This window comes from Psychrobacter sp. TB67, assembly GCF_000511065.1.
Classification (GTDB): domain Bacteria; phylum Pseudomonadota; class Gammaproteobacteria; order Pseudomonadales; family Moraxellaceae; genus Psychrobacter; species Psychrobacter okhotskensis.
Window position 1 is genome coordinate 41,475 of record NZ_AYYA01000052.1, and the last position, 24,082, is coordinate 65,556.

A 24,082-nucleotide genomic window follows, 5' to 3' on the forward strand; every position below is an offset into this window, starting at 1 on the left:
TTTATATGATTGGACGTTACTTTAGAACTGCTAAGCGGGTAACGACAGTACGTTTAAAAGCAAGCGTATTGGTTACTGCGGGGCATTAATCGCTAACTGATCGAATACACCACCATCGCCAAAGTAAGTACTCATGATCTCATCCCACGTACCAAAGGCATCGTTCGGGCGAAAGGTTTCAACCGGTGGTAATTTGTCACCGTTTTTATCAAGGACGCTTTTTACGCTAGGACGTAAGTAAAGGTCAGCGGCCAATTGCTGAGCAGGCTCGCTCCATAAGTAATCAAGATAAGCTTTTGCCGCGTCAGTGGTGCCTTTTTTATCAGTCACAGCTTTGACGATCGCAACAGGGCTTTCTGATTTGATAGAGTATTTAGGATAAACGATGTCAACTTGACCCGCACCAAAATCAGTGGCCGCAAGGTTGGCTTCGTTTTCAAAGGTAACTAAGACATCACCAATACCGCGCTGAACGAAGGTCGTCGTCGCTGCACGCCCGCCATTCTCATAGACTTTGACGTTTTTTAGCATGTCTTTTACGTATTTTTTCGCTGGTGCTTCTTCGTTATTAAAGGCGTGTAAGCCATAACCATAAGCCCCTAAAAATGCATAGCGACCATTACCGGTAACTTTCGGATTGGCCATTACAATCTCAAGGCCATCTTTGGTCAAGTCTTCCCAATCATTGATACCTTTTGGGTTGTCTTTACGCACCAAAAATACGATAGTACTGGTAAAGGGCACAGCGTTATCTGGGAATTTGCTTTCCCAATCTGACTCAACCAAGCCTTTTTTCTCAAGCAGCTCGATATCTGAGCCTTGATTCATGGTCGCGACATCCGCTTGCAGACCATTAGCAACCGACAGGGCTTGCTTACTTGAGCCACCATGTGACTGCTTGATTAGGATATTACTGTTTGGGTTCTCCGCTTCATAATGTTCAACGAACAGCGGGTTGTAGTCTTTATAAAAGTCGCGTGCCACATCATAAGAGACGTTTAACAGCTCGATATTTTGACCTTCTGCAGCTGGCGTGCCATCAGCATTGGCCGTCGTATCGGTCTGCTCGCTGTTGCTACAGCCCGCGAGTCCAAGTGTCAGTGCCACGCCAGCAATGCTTAGAGCACTTAGCGCTTTGTTTTTTTGTTGATAACGAGCTGCGTCAGTCATAAATACCTCAGAGATGTCTGTTTGTTATGTTGTGCAAGTATGCTAACAGCGCCATCTTATTATGTTTAATGATGAATATGTGTATGTTATTGCCAAAATGGAATAACCAAGTCATATAAATAAATTTATCAATAACTTATAAGTGGTTATCTCTTGAGGCATACCACTTTTTATGACGTCTGCCTGCTGTCGAGTGCTGGCTAGCTGTAACGATCTAATCAAATGCGGTATTACAGTTAGCCATTACTCTACCCGTGCCAACTGATCAAAACGCCCACCATCGACAAAGAATGTCTCCATAATCTGAGCCCAAGAACCGAAAACTTCGACTGGCTCAAAGGTGTCAATATCAGGCAATGTGTCTTTGTGCGCGGTCAGCACCTGCTCATTACTAGGACGCATATACATTTGTGCCATCAGCTCTTGTGCTGGCGTGTCCCATAAACCCTTAAGATAGGTATTAGCTGCCTCAGTTTTACCGCTTTTTTCGGTGACCGCGGTCACCACGGCAACAGGGTTTTTAATCACAATCGAGTAGCTCGGATAGACGATGTCGACTTTTCCTTTCGCAAACTGCTTCGCGGCCAGATGTGCTTCGTTTTCGGTAGTGACGAGCACATCGCCAAGGCCGCGCTGGGTAAAGCTGGTCGTCGCTGCCCGTGCACCATTGTCATAAGTGACAACGTTCGCCAGTAGCTTTTGGATAAAATCATTGGTTTTGGTTGGGTTCTGCGGGCTTTCGTTAAACTGATGTAGCCCATAACCATAAGCGCCCAAAAAGGCATAACGCGCCGTACCACTGGTCTTTGGATTCGGGATGACCACATCGATACCATTACGTGCCAAATCAGACCAGTCTTGAATGTTTTTTGGATTGCCGTTCCGTACCAGTAGCACCATAGTGCTGGTATAAGGCACGGCATTATTAGGTAGTGCTTGCTGCCAGTCGGCTGCGACTAAGCCTTTTTCGACCAGCAAATTCATATCGCTTTGTTGGTTTAAGGTCACCACATCAGCTTGCAAACCACTGGCAACCGACAAGGCTTGCTTGCTTGAGCCGCCATGCGACTGATTGATATTTATTTTACTGTCTGGATGCGTTGCCTGATAATCCGCACTGAATAAAGCATTGTAGTCTTTATAAAAATCGCGTGACACATCGTAAGAGACGTTAAGCAGGCTGATGTCTTTTTGCGCACTTGCGGACTTATCTGTGTCGTCTTGTGTGGCTTGCGTAGGGCTACAGCCTGCCATTAGCATTAACGCTGTCAACGCGCCGCCTATGATAAGGGTGCGAGGTTGCGCACTTTGAGACAGTGAAACGCCAGCGCTAGTGCTGATGCGCGCTGAGACTTTATTGATAGTACTATTGGTTTGCATAAATGCTCTCTGTATTTTTAAATTGCGTATTTTTTAGTTTCGATGCGACCGTTTTTATTAAAATACTTATGACGGTCTCAACTGCCATTGCTCGATGAGCTTGGCTCTCTGAACTGAATTTTTAACGTAGCTTATTGGCCAATTTATTAACTGGCTTCTGTGGATAATGAGAGACATGCTAGCAGCTTGTTTTATGAACGCTTAGTGACAAATCAGCTTATCGAGTGCTGAACTTGGCATAAGCAAGCAGTTGTATTTGTTTCATGACTAATCGAGCAGTTAATCTAAGAAATAAATGAGAACAGCTTTAACCTCTAGGGGGTTAAGAGCGTTATGCTACCGACTGTGGCATACTATACGTAGCCAACCAATCGCCTCGATCGGTCAGTACTTATGCTCCGTACTTATGCTCCGTACTTATAGTCAGCATCTGTCATCAGCCATACCTATCATTCACTTAATACCAAGGTGCCGCCCTATGATTCAATACCAACGCCGCTCAGTATTTTCTACTGTCTTAATTTGTGCCAGCACCGTTCTTATTAGCGTTACTGGCTGTAGTTATAGCGATCTCAACCAGATGGATAACACCGTGAAGAGTAAGGCTACAGCTATTGTGCAGACACCTGCGGTACAGAAAATCGTTGGTGACTATGCTTCAAACGGCTATGCGACGCGCAAGCAAGGCAGTGATTGGGTGGGCGTCATAGTGAGAGCTGATGGAGCGGCAGATATTGCCATAAAGGTGCGTGCCCGCAGCGATGTCAAAAAACCAACGTGTCAGTTTGACGCTAAGGCGACGTTGCTAGGTCAAGACGATGCACATGGTATTATTTTTCAGACCAAGATAAACAACAGCAATGACAGCATGGCGTTCTTCCAATTTAAAGAGGATACGCTGACCATTGATAGCCAAGATAAATATGCATTAAACTATTTTTGCTCAGGTGGCGGGACGCTAGCCGGAAACTATGAGAAACTTGAGGGGAATTTAGAGCTGAATTAGAATTCGATGAGGCGATAACATAAGGTAATACGTAGCTTTAAATAATCTAGCTTTAGAGCATAAAAAAGGTGTCAGATTTATCGTCTGACACCTTTTTTCATTTTTCATTTTTTAGTACTAGCTTTATTTGCTAATAAGACAAATGTTAATTATACGGCTGATGCGCCAGTAAGTTTGATCTCTGCACGCTCTTCACGAGCGATACCAGCGTAGTAATCACGCAAAATCTGCAAAACTTCTGGACGGCTAAAGTTGTCTGGCACATCCTCATCTTCTGATAAGGCTTTACGTAGCTTAGTACCTGATACCTTAACGTGTTCACTTGCATCATGCGGGCAAGTCTTGTCTGATGCCATCGCATTACAAGCATTACACCAAAAGGTCCAGCCAATTTTTAACGGCTGAGTGATAAGGTCGTCTTTACCAACATATTCAAAGATAGTCTGCGCATCAAAGGCACCGTAATAATCGCCGACACCAGCGTGGTCACGACCAACAATCAGATGGCTACAACCGTAGTTTTGACGGAATACTGCATGCAGTAGCGCCTCACGCGGACCGGCATAACGCATGTCTAGCGGATAGCCTGCTTGGATCACGGTATCAGCTCTGAAATAATTATCAATCAAGGTCTTAATGGCTTCTTGGCGTACCTCAGCTGGGATATCTCCTGGTTTTAATGCGCCGAGTAGCGAATGAATCAGTACGCCATCACAAATCTCGATCGCAATCTTGGCCAGATATTCGTGTGAGCGGTGCATAGGGTTACGCGTTTGGAAGGCGGCGACTGTTTTCCAGCCTTTGGCATCCAATATCTCGCGCGTCTCAGCTGGCGTTTTATAAATCTCTGGGTATAAGGCGGGGAACTCGCCTTCGCTTAGTACTTCGACGCGACCTGCGATGTTGACTTCGCCTTGGTTCAGGACTTGCTGCACGCCCGGATGTTCAGGATCAGTTGTGGTAAAGACTTGCTGGCACTCATGGTCTTTGTCGATATCATAAGTTTCTTCGACAGTAATGATGCCCATCACTTCCCCATCATCCGCGACCAAAGCCACTTTATCACCTTGGCTCAAAGTATCGGTCAGTGCTCTTGGAGCAGATAAAGTAATGGGGATTGGCCAAAACAAGCCAGCATTCTCACCACTTTGCAGACGCATGTTGTCAACAACGCCTTGCCAATCGGCTTGATTCATAAAGCCATTTAGCGGGGTGAAGCCACCAATACCAAGCATAATCAAATCACCACGCTCACGTGAGCTTAGCGTGATAGTCGGCAAAGTGCTGGCAAGTTCTAGAGCCTCTTCGCGTGCTTTACCTTTTAATAATAGTGGCTTTAGGGTGTCGCTACCATGAGGGGGTACTAGTTTTGAGGCTGCTTGATTGGGGACTGAAGATGTCATATTAATTTAAAACCTTAATGATGAGTGAGAAAGCTGAGTAAATGGGTTATAAATAGAATACGCATAGGCTACCGAATTTTCGTTATGAAAATTTATGCTGACTTTGGATATGGATATGACTTATAGGAATTTATGTTTTAACGCTATAGCTTATATGATGTGACGCTAAGCTAAACTAAACTGTCACTGAGCAGTTTTTAAGCTATCATATACGTCTATCATTATTGAGATTACGTCATGTACCAATATAATTATGCTGACCAAACCTTGGTAGAAGAACGAGTCGCCCAATTTCGCGACCAAACCGAACGGTTTTTGGCAGGCGAGCTGCCAGAAGAGCAATTTTTGCCGCTGCGTTTGCAGAACGGTCTTTATATCCAGCGTTATGCGCCGATGTTGCGTATTGCGGTTCCATATGGCTTGCTGGCAACCTATCAATTGCGTAAGCTCGCCGAGATTACCCGCAAATATGACAGAGGTTACGGACACTTTACCACTCGTACCAATATGCAGCTGAACTGGCCAAAACTTGAAGAAGTGCCAGATATTTTGGCGGAGCTGGCATCGGTACAGATGCATGCCATTCAGACTTCGGGCAACTGTATTCGTAATACCACCACTGACCCTTACGCCGGTATTCATAAAGAAGAGATTGCTGATCCACGTCCTTATTGTGAGATTATTCGCCAGTGGTCAACCTTTCATCCTGAGTTTGCATTTTTACCGCGCAAATTTAAGATTGCCGTCATTGGTACCGCCAATGATCGGGCAGCGACGCAGGTGCATGATATCGGACTGCATTTAAAAGCCAATGAAGAAGGCGAGCTTGGATTTGAGGTGATTGTTGGTGGCGGGCTTGGACGTACGCCAGTGATTGGCAAAACCATTAATAAATTTTTACCACGCCATCATTTACTCAGCTATTTAGATGCGATTTTGCGCGTCTATAATCTGCATGGTCGCCGCGATAATAAATTCAAAGCGCGTATCAAAATATTAGTCGAGAGCATGGGCGGTCCTGCCTTTGCTAAACTGGTCGACGCTGAATGGGAAGCACACACCAAAGATGGCTCATTAACTCTAACCGATGCCAGCTTTGACAAAGCCAGTAGTTATTTTACCGAACCTGATTATCTAAGCTTTGATGCGCTCCAAGTACAGTCGGACTTGCAGCAGCAATTAAACGCTGATAAAGACTTTGCCAATTGGTATAACCAAAATACGGTCGCCCATAAAATCGCAGGTTATCGCGCCGTGGTGATTTCGTTAAAAGCAGGGTTGGTCAATGGTAAGTACGTGCCTTCAGGTGATATCAGTGAGTCGCAAATGGACGCCCTCGCCGACCTCGCTGATGAACATAGCTTTGGTGAATTGCGTGGTACTTATCAGCAAAATCTGGTTTTCGCTGATGTACAAACCAACCGCTTATACGAGCTATGGCAACAGTTGGTTGCGCTACATTTGGCCCGTCCAAATATCAATACCCTCACCGATATGATCGTCTGCCCAGGCTGGGACTTTTGCTCGCTCGCCAATGCCACAACCCACAATATCGCTGAACAAATCGAAAAGCAATTTGATGATCTCGACTATCTTTATGATTTGGGTGAAATCCGCCTCAATATGTCTGGCTGTATGAATGCCTGTGCGCATCATCATACCGGCGATATCGGTATCCTTGGTGTCGATAAAAAAGGCGAATACTGGTATCAAATCAGCCTCGGCGGAAACTCTAGTAACGACGCCAAAATCGGCAAGATATTGGGTAAAGCGGTGCCATCTGATGATGTCGCGACGACGATACAAAAGATAGTAGACGTCTATCTAGAGCAACGCGTGGCTAATGAGAATGAGGTAGAAGGCTTTGGTGAGCTGATCAATCGTATTGGCCTTGCACCCTTTAAGGAGAAGGTCTATGGGTAATCATCATCTTTTCAATAGCGAGGCTGTGGACATCAGTCAAAACGATACTTGGCATGTACTGACGACTAACGATCTACCAGATGGTATCGCACTGACCCACATATCATTGCTCGAAATTTTACAAAAGCAAGAAAAGCTCGATGTGCTCTTACCGCTTAGCGATTTATTGGATACTAAGGGCAATATTGCTGGCGGTCTATTGCAAGAGGTGTATGAATTACTCGCTCAACATGCCAGCAATCTTGGTGTCTGGGTGACATCGAATAGCGATACGGAAGTGCTAACTCGCATACCAGAGTTTTTATTGCAGCAAGATTTAATTGTGATTAATGTGCCAGTGTTCACCGATGGACGCGGCTTTAGCTTTGCCCAGACCCTACGCCAGATCGGTTACCAAGGCGAGATTCGTATGGCTGGCAAGTTTGGGCGTGACCAAATTGCCTACCTACTACGTGCGGGCGCGGACAGTTTTATGATAAGCGAGCATGACCTACAGTCCATCTCCGACATCAGCCAAGCATTTAACGCGCTGGCTAGCAGTTATGACGGTCGCAACGCCGCCGACTTACCGATGTTTGCGGACGCCTAATTTGTATTATTTCAATTTAAATTATGACAGCAACGACCTATTTTTGTAGGCTGGGTTTTTAACCCAGCATTTTACTTTTATAAATTTTCACAGCTGGGTTAAAAACCAAGCCTACGACTACTATTAAATATTTAATTTTTTTACCATCTTTAACTTTACTCATTTAAATTATTAACCACCATTAAGGAACATATTATGAGTCAATTACACCCAGATCTAGACCTTGATCAAGCCAACCAAGCGCTACAAGGAAAATCACCAGAGCAAATCGTTGAATGGGCACTCAGTCAGGCTAAAAACCCTATCATTACCACCAACTTCCGCCCTTACGAGTCGGCTATCTTGCATTTAGTTGCCAAGCAACGTCCTGATATCACCGTATTATGGGTAGATTCTGGTTATAACACGGACGCCACTTATTGTTTTGCTAATAAAGTGATCAAAGACTTAGATCTTAATGTCGTTACCTATATCCCTAAGCAAACGGCGGCGCATCGTGATGCCACGATGAATGGCATCCCAGGGATTGATAACCCACAGCATGATGAATTTACAGAACAAGTGAAACTTGAGCCCTTCCGCCGTGCGCTAGATGAGCTAAAGCCTGACGTTTGGTTCAACGCCATTCGTAAAGATCAAACCGAATTCCGCCAAGGTCTCGATGTACTTAGCTTATCGAAAGATGGTGTATTAAAAGTCGCGCCACTATTTGACAAGAACGACGCCGATTTAGATGTATACTTGGACGAGCATAACTTACCTAACGAGCATGACTACTTTGATCCAACGAAAGTAGAAGAAAGCCGTGAGTGTGGTTTGCATACGCAGTTGTAACTTAAAAACCTAGATATAATAAAAGAAATAAAAAACCGACTCAATCGAGTCGGTTTTTTATCGTTTAAGCGTCAGTCATAATCAAATCTTTTTCTGCTAGGTTCGATAGATAGGCACTACGACTTCTATAGCGCTCTTTATTACTGGCAACTTTAGCATCAATTAAGTGAATCAATCGACTAGGTAACGTTACGTTGACTTTCTCAGTTTTACCAAGATAACGATTCACGTCAACAGCGACGACTGCCCATGTCATTCCTTCATAATCTGGATTATCGATATACTGTTCGATATCACTTGGTAATGGGATTTCCATCCCTTCTTCTGCAAGGCATTCTAAGTGACCTGTAATTGCTTCAATGGTATTTTCAAAGACATCGTTGTAACTATCGGCAGCTGAGAAACACCCTGCAATGTCAGGTACGATAATACCGTGGGCAGTATCTTTGCCGCCGCGCTCGATCGCAATTGGATATAACATAAGGTTACCTCTTGTTATCATACAGTTATTTCTATTTGTTTAAGATTTTACAAAATGGACTACACTAGTCCAGCTTGTTTTAATATGCTTTTAATCGTTCCTTTGGGAAGATCCTTTTTTGGATGCGGTATGGTTACTATGCCCAGCTTATTATCATGTTTGAAATGATGATGACTGCCTGTTACTCTTGCCAAATACCACCCATCGGCTTGTATCTCTTTTATCAATTCACGACTTTTCATAACAGCCTTTGCCCATATCGATAGTAAATTATACCCCTAGGGTTACTTAATATCAAACATATTTAGTTTATAGGCGCTATTCCCTTTCATCGCAAAAACCGCCGTTATCATGTCAAAAACGAATATGCTAATGCCAATTCGCTACGTGAGCGTATACCTGTAATACCTCATAATAGCGACATACCTTACATTGAATGAATTACAGGTAATCCTATGAACACCTTTCCGCTATTTTTTAAACTAGAAGGTCGCAAAGCACTTATCGTCGGCGGCGGCGATGTGGCGCTACGCAAAGCTGACTTGCTCAGCCGTGCTGGCGCGTGCATCACTATCCTTGCACCAAGTATTAGCGACGAAATACAAGCCTTGCTAAGTGACAGTAAGCACGCACTCATTTATGAGAATTATAATAAAACTTATATGACAGGCGCACGCGTCATTATCGCTGGCACGGATGACGAAGCGCTGAACCATCAAATTCATGCCGATGCTACGGAACTCAATATTCCAGTGAACGTCGTCGATACCCCGCCACTCTGTGATTTTATCTTCCCCGCTATCGTAGATCGTAATCCGATTGTGATTGGTATCTCGTCAAATGGTAAAGCGCCGGTGCTGGCACGTCTATTACGCGCCCGTCTTGAGACGTTAATCCCCCAAGGCTATGGTAAATTAGCTAAGCTTGCCGGCGAGTTTCGTGCGGAGGTTAAAACCAAAATACCAACCCTTACTGGACGTCGTCAGTTTTGGGAAAAGGCATTTGAAGGCCCCGTCAGTCAGCTGATGTTTGCGGGCAATGAAAAGGAAGCGGCGGCTCAATTGCAAGCTGATTTAAATAACACAGCAGCTGCTATCGGTGAGAAAAATACAGAGAATGATATATCCCAAAAATCTCGAACTGGCAAAAACGAGATAGGTGAAGTATATATCGTCGGTGCCGGGCCTGGTGACCCAGAGCTGCTCACGTTCAAAGCGCTGCGTCTGATGCAGCAAGCGGATATCGTCTATTATGATGCGCTGGTATCACCGCAAGTATTGGATTTATGCCGCCGTGACGCTGATAAAGTATTCGTTGGCAAGAAACGCAGCAATCATGCTGTGGCACAATTAGGTATCAATGAGCTATTGGTCAATAGTGCTAAAGAAGGTCGCCGTGTGGTGCGTTTAAAAGGCGGTGATCCCTTTATTTTTGGCCGCGGTGGCGAAGAGATCGAAAGTCTACGCGCACATGGTGTTCCTTATCAAGTCGTTCCGGGTATTACGGCTGCCAATGCCGCCGCAAGCTATGCTGGTATTCCGCTGACTCACCGAGATCATTCGCAATCAGTGCGTTTTGTCACTGGGTTCTTAAAAGCTGGTTCACCCAATGAGAACTTTAAGAACTTTCTAAATACTGACGAAACCATAGTATTTTATATGGGTCTGCATTCGCTGGCTCGTTTAACTGAGGGCTTAATTGAAGCTGGCCGCGATGCTGACACCCCTATTGCTATCATCTCCAATGCCAGTATGCCCAATCAGCAAGTATTGATAGGAACGCTTGCAACTATTGTTGAATTGCAAGAACAGAATCAGCTACCCACGCCCGCCCTACTTATCATGGGTGATGTGGTCGCGCTACATCATGATTTGGCTTGGTATAATCTACATAATCAGCAGCACAATCAAAATGTTAGCGATACCGATGATAATTGGTTGCGAGATGGTACTGCGGCAACACCAAAAGATAAGGTCGTTGACCAACAAGCACATGCATTATCGATGATTGCTAATTTAGCTGAGAAAAATGATAGCTTAGAGCAGTTAGTTATTGGTTGAATTAAGGCTTTTAACTCGCACAAAAAAACCTACCATTAATTACTGGTAGGTTTTTGTATTTAGCGGGTAGTTTTTGATAACTTATACTATAAGCCTCTTTCTATAATAGAAGCTATCTATGACTCGATAAAATCTACGATATGCTGTAACCATTGATCGTAGTTGTAATTCTCTAATACATGAGCACTCGCATAACGCATCATATCTATCTGCTGCTTGGTGTAGCCTTTAGAGAGCTGTGCAAATAACTCATCCGCCTGTTCGCGACTTTCTATCACTTCACACATCCCCTCAAAGCGTGTACTTACTGATACGCTAGGATTGCTTACAGCCAAACGTCCACATGCCATAATCTCAATTAATCGACGAGAAAACATACTAGGCGAGTCCGTCACTGTATTGACGTTAATACAGTGTGAATACTGACGGTATATATCACCCGTCTTATTATAAGGCACATTAGGGAATACTGTGGTGTTAGGTAAATCGGGATAACGATAAACGTCAGGATTACGATCTGAGTTGCGGTCGATGATATCCAATCCATAGGGCGATGCAGCACTGAATGTCATGTCTTGCCACTGTTGCCGAGCATTGTGGATATGCTTACTGTAACTGCCGATAAATAAACTCTTACGATAGCGCGGTGGTGATGTAGCGGGATAATGAAACTTAGGTTGTACTGCAAAGGGTAACACCCCTACTTTTACCTTATCACCCAATATCGCTTGATAACGTTCAACGCAGTTTGAATCAACGGTCAGTATATACTTGAACAAACTGGCAGAATTAATAAAGCGATTAAAATGCGCGCCGTCTTCTTTATTCCAAAATACTGCTAGAATATTATATCTATCTGCCATCTCTAAAAGCTTGCGTAGCTCGACATTGTTGCGTTCAGGATAGTCAGGATAGTTGGCTACCTTATAGCGCCAACTATCCTTATACCCTCGCCATACGGATTCAACTAAAATAAAATCAGGTTTAAATATCTTAAATAACTGAAACCAGTTTTTATCTTTGATTTGAAAAATCTTTACAGAACTTTCGTCCAATGCCAAAGAGGTTAGCTCGTCGCTTATTAAAGCTATTCTAGGTTCTTTAGAGGCATTGAATAGACGTTTCATTTTTTACACCTACTAAACAGAATAGCTAAGACTATATCTTTTTATGTATAAAAATCATATAATCTTAGCTAATTAATATGAATTTAATATTAGAAAATCAAGAAAAATAGAAATAACAACTACTCTATATTCAGTCTAAAAATATTTATCTATAACTTCAGCTGTCAATAGACATTTTCTCTGAGTTATAGTTTCTTGTATCTCCATGCTCTATATCTTTAATAAAAGCTTTAACAAAAAAAACCCCAGTCATATCTTTTAGAGCAAAAGCAACTTCCATATTTTTTGTATACCATACAGTATCTATTCTTTCACCATTTTTATATAAATAATATGCATATTCATACTTGGATGGCTCAAAAAAATAGCTATCAACTGCAATCTTTCCTAAAACTTTATTATCATCTACAGATATAACGATATCAAACATACTATAACCTCAATTTTACAAATAATATTTAATTTACAATCACACTTTCTTTTACTAAAGTCGCTAACTAATACTTCTATTAGACTCAAGAGGAGAATAATTTATATAGGGCGCGTAAGTCTTCCTAACCCTTTCTCTAAGGTAAAGTACTCAAGATCAAAACCATATTTTTGTGCCCAATCCTCACAAATATCTTTCTCTATCTGTCTAATAGTATCATCCATCCATACCTCAACATTATCAGATAACTGATTTAATAGCGCTGGTAGCGCTGGATAACGACTATACGGACACGTGTTACCTGGTGGACCATCCACCCATATTAGATCTATATTTTCGATATCTTGTAATAGGGACTTTGGATACCAAAGCGAGGGCTTGCTAGCATCATTAGGGTTAAGATGTTCTGCATCCCATGTCTCTAATTCACCAATGCGAAGATCTACCCAGTCTTGTAGATGGTTTTGCTGTAATTGAGATAACGTCTGTGCACCATAATATTTGCTATTCTCTATAGAAAATAGCTTACCTCCACCATTCTGACTAAGTGCATCGGCAATCACCAAAGTTGACGCACCACTACCGAACTCTACCACTACTTTGGGTCTAGCCTGCATAATATGTGTATGCAAATGTAATAGTACATCCGGAGAGCTGGCCCAACCCCTCAAAGGAGGTAATTGAGTGCTAGTTAACAAACGACGTTGTAACCAAGATAAGCTTTCTAGTTGCGTATAGACAAGATTTTGTGCCCTAGTCAAACCTTGTTTTATCTTCACCATATTCTCTGCGCTATCTTTTAATAAGACTTCTTTAATTGACTCTACTTCTAAAGTACTAATAGTAGTATCTTTCACAATGAATGCCCTGTAACTGATGTAAAAAATATATCTATGACTCATTAATTTGTAAATTATGTTATGCTTTAATTATTGATATAAATGCATTATGAATTTTCACATTTGTACTATTCCAAGCTCTCACACCTACGCGCATCTTTATACAGTCAGAAGGTACTTCTAAGTCAATAACTAGCTCTATTCTTTTCCCAGCTGGAGCTGTTAGGTATTTAAAATAACCAATCTCGTCATTATTAGATTTCGCTAAGTTAGTATTTACATTTTTTACTCCATAATCTACAGATAATAGAGCTTGTCTGCCATCAGATTCCATAGAAAACTCTCCATCAACTATAACCTTGATACTATCAATAGATGAAACACTAAAATAGTCGGACCAGTTAACACTCTGTTCAACAACTAAATCACTACATATCCTATGAGTCTCTATTCTCTTAGATCCGTCTGTCTCTAGACTGTCTTTAATATTATTAAAGACAGTTTCCGCATAGTACCGACAGCCCTCAGGAAGAAAATGTACATCATCATAAAAAAAATAATTACTTTTAGCTAAATTATCCTCAAAATCGATAAATGCTACATTTTTTTTATCGCAAATATTTCTAGCTATTTCATTCAGAGCCTTAAATCTAAGATTAATACCTGTATACACTATAGTTGTAATAAATAGATTTATCTGAAGTAACTTACATATTTCTATAACTATACTTAAGTTTCTTATGTATGGCTCATAACTTATATTTTTTATAATAGGTGATTTTTCATTCGATGCTGGTACGACTGATGCATACCTCCAATGATCACTAAAATAATTTTCTTTTAGTCTCAATACAGTTGAATCATTAGTTGGGAGAGATAAAATCAATGTTGATCCCTGTTTATTACCAAGCTTATTTATAATTACATTAATTATGTTTTGTATCTGGGAACCTGATACCCCTTGATTGTATACAGAATAACTGTAACCATTTTCTAATAGTATTTTTTCTAAGCAACTGTGTGGTCTCATACTAGGTCTAACATAAATAGACTCTATTGAAGAATCACCTATTAAATATATTTCTTTATCTAAACGAGATTTGTATACACTAAATTGATTACCATTTGCATCAGTGGAAACTGGATATATTTCATTCTTTTGCAATTTATTGTTTTTCTCTAAGTAGGCTTCACTAGGAGAATAATTTTTTTCCATGTTGCAGTTTAATTCTTTTAGACGTATAAATCTTTTAGACATAATCCACTCTTAATATTTATAGATAAAACATAGATGATGCTATAAGACTTGAGATAGAAATACCTTCCATTGCATGTGTAAGCCTTTCACCATCTGATAAACGCCTAACCTTAGATTCTACGTTATTTATAAAGTCTTTGTCCCAAATATGATTGACCTCCTTTGTACTAATGGCTTTTTCCACATCTTTCTCTAAGTAATATGTATAAGCATTACTCTTACTACTGATATCTGTATTTCTTTCTTCTAAGTTGTTGCTATCTAAATATAACTTTCCTTTCTGTATACTTTCGCCAAAGCCGTCAAGCAAGGTCAAGTCTGATATATGATGGACTTTAGGTGCCTTTTCCTTTTTATCAAAGTCAAAATTTAGAACTTCAGGCTCTAAGTTTATCAAGTCATATAACAACTGAGAACTACTTATCTTATCACTGAAACTATCAGCAATATCAGATAGTAAATGTGAGTTTAGTGGAGATATATCTACTATAAACTGAGAGAAAAAACCTGAATGTAAACGATTTCTGAACTCAGAATAATGTAATTGTAAAGGATCTTTTTGATTATTGGCATCTAGGTATCTCATTGAATTTAGCATAGCTCCTTCCATCTCTATTTGACTAGAAATGCTTTCCATTTGAGATAAATTTCTTTCAATAAATTTTTCAAACGTATCATCTCGGCTTTGTCTGTAATATGGTCTATACTTTTCTCCACCTCCTCCACTAATATTTATATGGAAAGGGTTTGTTTTTCTAGAGTCAAAATATGTTGGAAAATATAAACCTAAACTTAAATTCTTCCATCTAGAATAAGTTTCTTCTCCATTCAAATAACGTATCTCACCTTTAAGTATATTTTCATTTAAATTATAACCATAATGTTCAGTTATTTTCCCTGCTACGTCTAGGTCAGCTGAATCCCCTCTTATTTTTCCACACTTGAAGCTATGACGAGCTTTCTTTGAAGAGACTATTTTTTTTCTAGCCAAGCTAGTAATAGAAAACACTGCTCTAGAATCAATTCCACCAGTTAGTGCTTGATTTATTACTAAACTTGAATCAGAAAATATAGTTTCAAATCTAGCAGTCCATATAGCAACGTACCTAGATAACATATAGTTATAGCTAAGCTTCTGATTTTCATATTTATTATTGTTATTATTTCTGATTTCTAATCCAAAACTATCTATGACCAAAGTTGTATTAGTTGGCAATAAGAATATACCATTTGCAATTGTACTAAATGAAACTGGCTGCTGTGCAGCTACACCTTTAGTCAAAGCATGAAAATATAATTGGGAGAGATTTAATGTTATATTTACTCCAAAATCTCTAAGATGTTTTACAAGTATCCTTAAAGAATTTGATACTGCCCATACTCTATTTAATGGGTCATAGTAGTATAGAACTTTTTTATATCCACCATAATCACTACCAAATGTAAACTTCTCCTTTTGACGGTGAGCTACTATGTAGCAACCATCTTCTCCTCCTTCAATCTTGGTGTTATTTTCACTTATATAATTTTTGGCACCTAAATTTCCAAAAATAAAATCACTACCAACAAAACAATACCCATCAAAAAGAAACTCTGGATTTTCTTTAAAGCTCGAAAATAAATAATAAGAGTCGGACATAATATTCCCTATAGCCCTATAGATAATTAAAAAATTACTGTAATTTTTTTGCCCATCTAAAAACAACATCATTACTTAAAAAAGATGTATCTAACTTAGACTCATGAGTATTATTAAGAATATTTTCCATCATCCTTTCTTTATTACTATACACAAAGTCTTTACCCCAGATGCCTGCAGCACCTTCCCAGTTCCAAATGATAGGTACGGCTCCTGTTAGCATGCCTTCACCGATAGCCATATGAAAAGACTCAAAATCAGATGGAGAAAGAATAAAACCTACCATAGTAAACCATTCATTAACATCATCACCCGGTGGATCAAATATTACTTTATACCTAAGTGTAGGGTTACTATTAATACGTTTAAATATTTGCTGATAATAGGCTAGTTCGTCTTCACGCTTTAATAACCAGTTATAATCTAATGGATTTTTTCCTTTAACACGCAAGCAATATCGATCATCTTCCTCTAACAACGCTTCTAATAAATCAATAGCCCGATCCAAACGCTTGCTTTTGGGTGCCACCCCTATCATACCTAGCGTATAACGTGCCTCACCAGTTTTTTTCTTAGGCGTGAACTTAGTAACGTCTAGATAGTTAGGTATTACAGAGGTTTTCTCAATGGGAAAGCCCTTAAATACATTTAATGCTTGCCTACGAATATGCTCACTAACAAAACCGACATGATCAATAGCCTCCCAATTCGCTTCGCTCATATAAGGTACACGAGCTTCTTGAGCATGAAAGCGAGCGATAAGACGCTGATGCGGTAATTTATTGTGCGAGTACCATTTAAGGTTGCCTAAACACCATTCACAAAAAACGATATCAGCTTGTTGTAGTAATACATGGCTTTGTGATTCATTGTGCTTATCATGACCTTGCCACTGATCAATCAAAAACTCGAACTGTCCTGAGGCTTCTAGTTTACTCTGTAATAAAGTAAAGAATTTGAGGTCATGTCCTGCTACTAATATGCGCGTCTTTTTTACAGCTTTTGGTACAGCAGGTATGTCTGCCAGCCATTGTCGTATCTCATTTACGCGTGTCGAAAAGGTATGTTTCTTGGCTAGTTTCTGTAATGCATCGGCAGCTTGCTGAGCCACCTCGGGAACCATTAACGCACGAGTAAGCTGCTGAGAAAACTCCCTTGCACTATTAGCGAATAAAGGATAGTCACTTCCTAATAATTGCTCATGTAATGTATTACGGTTGAGAATAGCAGCACAGCCTGCACCGCCATATTCTAAAATTTTAGTAGAATATTCCACCGTATCATTCATGCTTTCTGCTCGCCAAGAGAGTCCTACTCTAGCTTGTTGTAGCTCTTGCTGTACTGACTCTCGAGATTGAGCGCCTAGCCAGCTTAGGCCATCTGTATTTTCTAAAGCGTAACGCATACGTTGCTGATAGTCAGGTTGATTGGCTTCGTTATGAATTTTATCCCCTATCATGACCAGCGTACTATCTGGGATTTGATAATGAATGGCAGACCACGCTTCTGCCATCTCCATAGTCATCCAATCCGCTTTAAACTTTCCAGCATATATAGCCTGTAGAGGTCGCTCTGTTAATAAAGGTAAATTAATTGGGATATCTGGTATAACAGGCGTATATAAATTGAACTTATCATCTGTGAGGCTAGGTACTAAAGCTTGCCATAAATCTATAAAACCTTCAGTTTGGCATAGTAGTTTTTGGCAACCCTGACCGATACTTTGCATAATATGACGCTGTTCATTATCGTAATCTGCTAAGCTTTGTGGTATATCTGTCAAATACATCCAACACTTAGCAAGTACTTCAGGGTGGTCTAGTAATTGAGTAGCAATTTCTAGACCTCTAACGACAATAACATCATAAGTGTTGGTATGATTAAGGGCTACGGCAAGCTCAGTCATCATAGGTAGGGACAGTCGTTTGTAGCTCTTGCCCTGCCAATATGAATGTTTGGCACCATCAATAATATTGAGATACTGCGCGGTTTTTAGTGGCGCGAATAACTCATCACGTTCTGGTGTACTTTTAGCTATAAAGTCAACTTTCGCAGTAGTCGTTGCAGATAGTGCTAAAGCTATGGTTTGTGCCCAAATGGAAGAGCCGTCTATATAATTAAGGTCAGGATTGGCGCATATTAATACACGTTTTAACATTTTAAGCTCCTCTTACCTGTTGGTGCTCTAAATCTATGTTCTTAAACTGATCACTATCCGCTAAATATAGGTTAGGATCTATTATCCTAACATCGGCTGTGGCATCAACATGACGTCTAAAAAATTCATTTATTTCCCAAAGTGCGCCGCTTAATAGACCTTGCTCACCATAACCAAATACATCATTATTAAGCGCTTTCGCCCAGCCTTTTGCATTTGGTTCGTAAATACTAGCATTGATAAGATCACGTAAGTAATGCTCACCGTAGTAATTAGTAGGTGTTACCCAACCAGCGATAGAATAATCGTTTTGGTTTTTGATAGCCCAAGTTTTTCTTTCCTCTGAATCAAGAAAAATGATGTTTTCAGATAAGTTACTTTGCACTGAAGCTACGCTGTGTGCATACTCAATAACCAAGAGAAATTCTTTGTAGCTTTGTTTTTGAGCAAACTGTTCAAGCACATCAATTTCTGCTGGGTTATTAGCTTTTGCAAAGAGCATAACATTAGGGCTTGTTGCAATGCGACTTTCTATATTCAGATCTGTAAAAATACTGTTGAGTCGGTGAGCATAGGTATGCTTTGAGAATATTTCACGAATACCTGCCAGACTTCTTCTACGCCATTCTGCATCATCAGTCATTAGAGTATAAATAGCTTCATCAGCCTCTTCTTGGCTATTTACTAACCATACAGCATCAGAATCAAACAACGTTTCGATGCCCTTGGCATATGTACTCACCACTGGTGTACCACAAGCCATCAGTTCAAACACACGACGCGAAAACATAGTTGGTGATTCAGTAACTGAGTTGACGTTTAAGAATACTCGATAACGGTTATACTCTTCACAAAGCTCTTTATAAGGCAGACTACCTTTGATTCCTGCTCGGTACTCTTCTGGGAAAGGGAAAATACCAGTGCCATAATTACGGTCATATATATCTAATCCATAATTATTGGCAGCTTGCAACAGCCAGCCCATAGCTTCGCCTCTTTCAGCATGACGATTGCCATACCAACTGCCAGCAAAGCATGAACGTGGTTTGCGACCCATTAGCGATGCTGGTTTGTGCAGAGCTGGCTGTGCTGCAAATGGTAGAGCGTGTACGTTTGTATTGCCAGTTTTTGTAATATAAGAATTTTCCATATTAGCATCAGTAGTATAAATATGGTCTACTAACTTAGCACTACACATGAACTTCTCATGATGGACAGGATCTTCTTTATTCCAAAACAATGTAGGTATGCCTTTATCACGGGCATACTGACAAATCTGTTCAATTTCGTGACCTGGCTTATTAGCGTATTGACCGACACGATACTGCCAACTGCCATAATTGCCTTTCCATGCACTTTCGATGAAAAATAATACCGGCTTATATTTCTCTGCTAAAGCAAACCAGTTGTCTGGTCTAGGTTGGATTAGGTTTACGTCTTGCTCAAAAGAACCTGTAGTGAACTCATCCATAATGCCAATAATATAAGGTTTATCATTGATCGGATATTCAGGCCAACCGATAATGCTAATCTCTGCTGCTTGCGCACTTGGCGATACAAACTTGGTAATCTGAGACTCATTTAGCTTTGGCTCAATACTAAAGTTACTAACAAATACTTGCTCGTTTTCATTTTTATTGAAGCCGCTTAACCCTATATTAATTTGACTGACACCACTAGGTACGATAAAGGTATGTAGTTCTTGAACTTTATTATGAGTAAAGGGTAAATACTTAAAATATGCATTTAAATGGGAAGAATAAGACATTTTCCCACATGATTCATGAATCTCATTACCATTCGAATCATAGCTTTTTATTAATAGTATAGCTTTACGATCAGTAGCCTGAGTATTTAGGTACTCAGAAGCGGCTTTTATCGTTAGTACTTGTCCAACTTGCACTGGCACTTCATACCAAACAGGATCTTCCTGAGGTAACTCTATAGTGTCTTGCTGTTTGAACGAACCAAAAGATAATTTTTTCTCAATTTGAGACTTATTTATTTTTGGCTCAATACTAAAATTACTAACGAAGACTTGCTCACCCTTAGTTATGTTAAAAGGGCAAAGTCCAATATGAATTTTACTAACATCATCGGGTACTGTGAAGGTATGTAAATCTTGAACTTTATTATTAGTAGAGTGTAAGTATTTAAAATAACCTTTTAAATGGGAAGAATAAGACAATTTGCCACATGGCTCATGAATCTCATTACCATTAGAGTCATAGCTTTTTAACAATAATATAGCTTTACGATCAGTAGTTTTCGTATTTAAGTAATTAGAAGCTGCTTTTATCGTTAGTACTTGTCCAGCTTGCACTGGTACTTCATACCAAACAGGCGCATTTTGTGATAGCTCTGTAGCATCTAGATGGCTAAATGAACCAAAAGGTGCATCTTTATTGTCTGTATCTATATAATTTTTTCTGTTAACAACTGAATTACTAGTAGGGATATTTTTTTTAAATACAGGGTTTTCTATATTTTTCTGTTCATAAATAGTATTAGTCTCATTCTCTGGCTTGATAACCCTGTCAATTCTACTATTTTTTTTATGTTCTAACTTCTTTTCAGGCTTAGCATCACTTAACCTATAATTATTCAGCAGTTCCTTATCACTAAGAAGAATAATGGCTTTATCTACCAAGCTTGCACTCTTTAAACTAGGTAACTTTCTTTTACGTGATTCAGCATAAATTTTCAAGAGCTTGGAAGGCAATTCTGTAGTAGAAGACTGATTATTTAAGGTATCAATAATAGTCTTTCCAAGTTTATAAGAGATAGTGTTATTCTCAGTTGTAGTATCTTTTAAATCCCTATTCTCTGCTTCAAGGTTACGAATATAGTTTGCTAGCTCATCGGCATCGATACTATGGTCTTTAGTGACAACTAAATCGTTTCGGTCGTCTTTACTCTTATTCTTAAACAATTTTTTGAATTTTTTCATAATATATTTGCCTAAATATAACTAACAGTTCAAACGTAATATTCTTTATATGTACTATAAGCAATTCAAGAATGTCGACTTTATAGATTAGCCAAACTAGATATTACCAACCATATTCATAATTTGAATGTTCTTTAAAGGCGTCTTATCTTTAAACTCATCATGAGCAACCAAAATGGCGACGACATCCGCACGGTCAACGACTTCTGATAAAGGCACCAACATGCTGGCGGCTAACTTTTCAGGTAGTTGATTAATATTAGGTTCAACCAATATGATATTTGCATTATCAGCTTCAAGCATTTTTTGAGCAATATTGACTGCTGGACTCTCACGCAAATCATCAATGTTAGGCTTAAAGGCTAACCCTAATAGCGCTACTGTCGGCTTTTCAATACCTTGTTCTTTTAACTTATCGATCTCAGCATTAATTTTACCTATTACCCAGTCAGGCTTACTATCATTAATCTCACGAGCAGCTCGAATGATTTTCGCCTCATCAGGGTTTTTGTTGACGATGAACCAAGGATCGACAGCGATACAGTGGCCACCGACCCCAGCACCAGGCTGCAGGATATTGACACGTGGATGATGGTTAGCCAGTTCGATCAGCTCCCAGACATTGATATCTAACTTATCAGAGATGATAGATAACTCATTGGCGAAGGCAATGCTGACATCACGAGAGGCGTTTTCGGTCAGCTTTGCCATCTCAGCAGTACGAGAGTTGGTTTCTAGCAGCTCGCCTTCTACAAAGATACGATAGACTTCTTGCGCTTTTTTAGTCGACTCTTTAGTCATACCACCGATGATACGGTCATTAGATATCAGCTCTTCCACGACCTTGCCTGGTAGCACACGCTCTGGACAATAAGCCACATAGATATCAGCTTCAATATCAGGCTCATGATATTTAGGAAAGGTTAAGTCAGGACGGGCCTCAGCAAGCCACTCAACCATCTGCTCTGTTGCCCCTACCGGTGAAGTCGACTCTAGAATGACCACATCACCTTTTTCTAATAGCGGTGCAAGTGCTTTACTCACCGCTTGAATATAGGACAGATCAGGTGTATGGTCATCGCCCTTAAATGGTGTTGGCACTGCGATAAGATAAGCATCTGCGTGTACGGGCGTTAGGCTAGCTTTCAGCTTATTATTATCTACTGCTGTTTTTACAATTGCTTCAAGACCAGGCTCAACGATATGGATCTTGCCTTGATTAATCGTATCAACCGCATGCGGATTGACATCGACACCGACGACATTGGCACCATGATGGGCGAACATCGCAGCAGTTGGCAAGCCAATATACCCTAAACCAAATACACAAATATTTTTCATCTTAATCCCGTTTACTTAATATTAAGTTAGCTTAACTCTTTAGTGTTAGCTGTTTGCTCATATAAAAACTCAACGATAGTCTCAGTGATGCGCTCTGAAGCCTTACCGTCGCCATAAGGATTATGGGCTTGGCTCATTTTTAAATAAATAGCTTCGTTTTCAATGAGATTGCTAACTTCAGCCACGATGGTAGGGCCATGAGTACCTACTAGCTTAACCGTACCTGCCTCTACTGCTTCTTGACGCTCAGTCGTCTCACGCATGACCAATACCGGAATACCAAGCGACGGCGCTTCTTCTTGGATGCCGCCTGAATCAGTCAGAATAATATAGCTGGTACTCATCAAATATACAAAAGGCAGATAATCTTGTGGCTCAATGAGTTTGACGTTATGAAGACCACTTAATAAACGATTTACGGGCTCTTCAACATTGGGGTTGAGATGCACCGGATACACGAATTCGAAATCTGGATACTTCTCTGCTAATACTTTAATTGCTTGGCAAATTGACTCAAAACCATCACCAAAATTTTCACGGCGATGCCCAGTAATAAGGACACGACGTTTACTAAAATCAAGCTCAGAAAACTGCTGTTGTAACTCAGTTCGTAGAGATTCATTCATTTCAAGCTTGTTCTTAACCTCTAATAAAGCATCAATCACCGTATTGCCGGTGACATAGATATAATCAGGATTGTTATGTTCATCATAAAGATGCTGAGCAGCAGCTTTGGTCGGTGCAAAATGAAGCTTAGTAATGATACTCGTCATTTGCCTATTTGATTCTTCTGGCCACGGCGAATAAATATTGTAAGTACGCAGACCTGATTCAACATGACCAATAGGTATTTGCTGATAAAAAGCTGCCAGTGCGCCACATAGCGTGGTAGAAGTATCGCCATGAACCAATACTAAGTCAGGTTTACACTCTTTTAAGATAGGCTCGAGAGCGAGTAGCATTCTCGAACTGGCCTGAGTTAGACTTTGTCCAGACTTCATGATATCTAGGTCATAATCTGGATTAATCTCGAATAGTGACAATACTTGATCAAGCATTTCGCGATGTTGGGCAGTCACGCACACGATAGATTGAGTATGAGGATTGGCCTCTAAAGCCTTAACCACAGGTGCCATTTTGATCGCTTCAGGACGCGTGCCAAATATACTTAATACTTTTTTCATAGGAATGCTTTTTTTTGATTTACGGGGATTTTGTAGAGCTTAGGATGCTTTGTATACTAAAAGGCTAATGATGTAGCATCTTATTTTGAAGGTATATCAACAAAAAGTGATATTGTATAGAAAAATCCGTTTTTTATCAATAATTAACTACCGTTTATCGGTGCAAGTAATTATAGCATCGTACTAATGTTGAAAACAATCTGAAGTGTGTCCTTCTTTTAAGAGTGATGACTTAAAGAAGTTTTAACCATTGTCACTAACAGAGAAAACCAAAGCAAATCTTGCTAGAATGACTACTTTCTACTAAATA

The 24,082-nt window shown here is 40.2% G+C and carries 19 protein-coding genes; 5 read left to right on the top strand and 14 right to left on the bottom strand.

The window, feature by feature from the left end; all coding sequences use genetic code 11:
- Window positions 1-72 precede the first annotated feature (72 nt).
- Window positions 73-1,170: a sulfate ABC transporter substrate-binding protein gene (locus tag W293_RS0108550; protein WP_025652039.1), complete on the bottom strand. Its 1,098-nt coding sequence runs from the start codon at window positions 1,168-1,170 to the stop codon at window positions 73-75.
- Window positions 1,171-1,413: 243 nt separating this feature from the next.
- Window positions 1,414-2,550, bottom strand: coding sequence for a sulfate ABC transporter substrate-binding protein (locus W293_RS0108555; RefSeq protein WP_025652040.1), 1,137 nt, complete (start codon window positions 2,548-2,550; stop codon window positions 1,414-1,416).
- Between the two features lie 478 nt (window positions 2,551-3,028).
- Between W293_RS0108555 and W293_RS0108560 the strand changes: the two genes are divergently transcribed.
- The gene (locus tag W293_RS0108560) at window positions 3,029-3,556 is read left to right on the top strand and encodes a hypothetical protein (RefSeq protein ID WP_025652041.1); all 528 of its coding nucleotides are present in this window, start codon (window positions 3,029-3,031) and stop codon (window positions 3,554-3,556) included.
- A gap of 149 nt (window positions 3,557-3,705) precedes the next feature.
- Here W293_RS0108560 and sat read toward each other — a convergent pair whose 3' ends face one another.
- The gene (gene sat, locus W293_RS0108565; protein WP_025652042.1) at window positions 3,706-4,959 is read right to left on the bottom strand and encodes a sulfate adenylyltransferase; all 1,254 of its coding nucleotides are present in this window, start codon (window positions 4,957-4,959) and stop codon (window positions 3,706-3,708) included.
- A 237-nt stretch (window positions 4,960-5,196) separates the two neighbouring features.
- Between sat and W293_RS0108570 the strand changes: the two genes are divergently transcribed.
- From W293_RS0108570 to W293_RS0108580, 3 genes are all read left to right on the top strand, one after another.
- Window positions 5,197-6,882 (top strand): nitrite/sulfite reductase, encoded by a 1,686-nt coding sequence (locus W293_RS0108570; RefSeq protein WP_025652043.1) that lies wholly within the window; start codon window positions 5,197-5,199, stop codon window positions 6,880-6,882.
- Complete coding sequence (locus tag W293_RS0108575; RefSeq protein WP_025652044.1) at window positions 6,875-7,471, top strand: DUF934 domain-containing protein; 597 nt, start codon at window positions 6,875-6,877, stop codon at window positions 7,469-7,471. Before W293_RS0108570 ends, W293_RS0108575 begins: the two co-directional genes overlap by 8 nt.
- A gap of 195 nt (window positions 7,472-7,666) precedes the next feature.
- A complete protein-coding gene (locus W293_RS0108580; RefSeq protein WP_025652045.1) occupies window positions 7,667-8,305 on the top strand; it encodes a phosphoadenosine phosphosulfate reductase family protein in 639 nt (212 codons plus the stop codon).
- Between the two features lie 64 nt (window positions 8,306-8,369).
- Here the strand turns inward: W293_RS0108580 and W293_RS0108585 are convergent, their stop codons facing one another.
- Together W293_RS0108585 and W293_RS0108590 are read right to left on the bottom strand one after the other, a co-directional pair.
- A complete protein-coding gene (locus tag W293_RS0108585; RefSeq protein ID WP_025652046.1) occupies window positions 8,370-8,786 on the bottom strand; it encodes a type II toxin-antitoxin system HicB family antitoxin in 417 nt (138 codons plus the stop codon).
- A 59-nt stretch (window positions 8,787-8,845) separates the two neighbouring features.
- Window positions 8,846-9,028 (bottom strand): type II toxin-antitoxin system HicA family toxin, encoded by a 183-nt coding sequence (locus W293_RS0108590; RefSeq protein ID WP_025652047.1) that lies wholly within the window; start codon window positions 9,026-9,028, stop codon window positions 8,846-8,848.
- A gap of 213 nt (window positions 9,029-9,241) precedes the next feature.
- On the opposite strand from W293_RS0108590, the gene cysG reads away from it, so the two are divergent.
- On the top strand, window positions 9,242-10,846 hold the full coding sequence (gene cysG / locus W293_RS0108595; RefSeq protein ID WP_025652048.1) for a siroheme synthase CysG: 1,605 nt from the start codon (window positions 9,242-9,244) through the stop codon (window positions 10,844-10,846).
- 116 nt (window positions 10,847-10,962) lie between these two features.
- Here the strand turns inward: cysG and W293_RS0108600 are convergent, their stop codons facing one another.
- The 9 genes from W293_RS0108600 to wecB form a co-directional block, all read right to left on the bottom strand.
- Window positions 10,963-11,973 (bottom strand): glycosyltransferase, encoded by a 1,011-nt coding sequence (locus W293_RS0108600; protein WP_025652049.1) that lies wholly within the window; start codon window positions 11,971-11,973, stop codon window positions 10,963-10,965.
- Between the two features lie 157 nt (window positions 11,974-12,130).
- A complete protein-coding gene (locus tag W293_RS0108605; protein WP_025652050.1) occupies window positions 12,131-12,403 on the bottom strand; it encodes a hypothetical protein in 273 nt (90 codons plus the stop codon).
- A 101-nt stretch (window positions 12,404-12,504) separates the two neighbouring features.
- Window positions 12,505-13,260, bottom strand: coding sequence for a class I SAM-dependent methyltransferase (locus tag W293_RS0108610; RefSeq protein ID WP_025652051.1), 756 nt, complete (start codon window positions 13,258-13,260; stop codon window positions 12,505-12,507).
- 61 nt (window positions 13,261-13,321) lie between these two features.
- A complete protein-coding gene (locus W293_RS0108615) occupies window positions 13,322-14,500 on the bottom strand; it encodes an SGNH/GDSL hydrolase family protein (RefSeq protein WP_025652052.1) in 1,179 nt (392 codons plus the stop codon).
- 16 nt (window positions 14,501-14,516) lie between these two features.
- Window positions 14,517-16,139 carry a hypothetical protein gene (locus W293_RS0108620; RefSeq protein ID WP_156915609.1) on the bottom strand — a complete coding sequence of 541 codons (1,623 nt, stop codon included), beginning with the start codon at window positions 16,137-16,139 and terminating at the stop codon, window positions 14,517-14,519.
- 34 nt (window positions 16,140-16,173) lie between these two features.
- Window positions 16,174-18,297 carry a glycosyltransferase gene (locus W293_RS0108625; protein ID WP_025652054.1) on the bottom strand — a complete coding sequence of 708 codons (2,124 nt, stop codon included), beginning with the start codon at window positions 18,295-18,297 and terminating at the stop codon, window positions 16,174-16,176.
- Between the two features lies 1 nt (window position 18,298).
- Entirely contained in the window at window positions 18,299-21,247 is a 2,949-nt protein-coding gene (locus tag W293_RS17370) for a glycosyltransferase (protein ID WP_025652055.1), read from the bottom strand.
- A 96-nt stretch (window positions 21,248-21,343) separates the two neighbouring features.
- Window positions 21,344-22,588, bottom strand: a complete 1,245-nt coding sequence (gene wecC, locus W293_RS0108635; RefSeq protein ID WP_037025191.1) for a UDP-N-acetyl-D-mannosamine dehydrogenase — start codon at window positions 22,586-22,588, stop codon at window positions 21,344-21,346.
- A 26-nt stretch (window positions 22,589-22,614) separates the two neighbouring features.
- Window positions 22,615-23,772 (bottom strand): non-hydrolyzing UDP-N-acetylglucosamine 2-epimerase, encoded by a 1,158-nt coding sequence (gene wecB / locus W293_RS0108640; RefSeq protein ID WP_025652057.1) that lies wholly within the window; start codon window positions 23,770-23,772, stop codon window positions 22,615-22,617.
- Window positions 23,773-24,082 lie beyond the last annotated feature (310 nt).